Consider the following 1094-nt stretch of genomic DNA (forward strand, 5'->3'; position numbering starts at 1 on the left):
CGATTCCTGGAGCTCGTGGTGGTGATTTTTCAGGAATGAAAATTCATAGCATTCGTCTTCCAGGATTAATTGCCCATCAACAAGTCATTTTTGGGACAGAAGGACAAACATTAACGATTCGTCATGATTCATATGATCGAGCTTCTTTTATGTCTGGAGTTAAACTTTCTGTCGAAACAGTATTTCAACTAAACGAACTCGTTTATGGATTAGAAAACATTTTAGATTAGGAGAGTTCCCTATGAATATAGCTTTAATCGCTCATGACAAAAAGAAAGATGATCTTGTTCGTTTCGTTACCGCCTATAAACATGTATTCGGACAACATCAATTGTTTGCTACAGGAACAACAGGTTTACGCATTCAAACAGAAGTTGGATTACCGGTTCATCGTTTTCAATCTGGCCCTCTTGGTGGAGACCAAGAAATCGGTGCTCTTATTGCAAAAAATGAAATGGATATCGTAATTTTTTTCCGAGATCCATTAACACCACAACCACATGAACCTGACGTATCCGCCCTTATTCGCTTGTGCGACGTCTATAATGTTCCACTCGCTACGAATATGGGAACAGCAGAAATTATTATTTTAGGATTACAACGAGGGGACATTGATTGGCGAGAAATTATACGAGGGAAGAGGGTGAAGTTTTCATGAAAGCCCCTGTTGATATCCTCATTTTTGGTGCTCACGCAGACGATGTAGAAATAGGTATGGGAGGAACGATTGTTAAACTATCAACCCTTGGAAAGTCGATAGCGATTTGTGACTTAACCGAAGCAGAACTTTCATCAAATGGGAATGTTCCATTAAGGAAGAAAGAAGCCACTAAGGCGGCAGAGGTATTAGGGGTTCATGAGCGAATCACGTTAAACATACCTGATCGAGGATTATATATATCGGAAGAAAATATTCAAAAAATAGTAAAAGTGATTAGAAAACTACAACCGAAAGTCGTATTTGCTCCGTATGCAGTAGATCGGCATCCAGATCACGGCAACTGTTCAAAATTAGTGGAAGAGGCTATATTTTCTGCAGGTATAAGAAAATATTTACCTGATGAGAACTATCATAAAGTGAAAGAGCTCTATTT

3 protein-coding genes are annotated in these 1094 nt (G+C 38.8%); all 3 read left to right on the top strand.

The window, feature by feature from the left end; translation table 11 throughout:
* Window positions 1-230: dihydrodipicolinate reductase C-terminal domain-containing protein (locus AC3ASS_RS00315; protein ID WP_488281498.1), on the top strand; the 230-nt coding region annotated here is incomplete at its 5' end.
* Between the two features lie 11 nt (window positions 231-241).
* Complete coding sequence (gene mgsA / locus AC3ASS_RS00320; RefSeq protein WP_488281499.1) at window positions 242-658, top strand: methylglyoxal synthase; 417 nt, start codon at window positions 242-244, stop codon at window positions 656-658.
* On the top strand, window positions 655-1094 hold a 440-nt coding region (gene bshB1 / locus AC3ASS_RS00325), incomplete at its 3' end, for a bacillithiol biosynthesis deacetylase BshB1 (protein WP_488281500.1). The genes mgsA and bshB1, both read left to right, overlap by 4 nt.

This window comes from Bacillus sp. JST-5 (assembly GCF_057747715.1).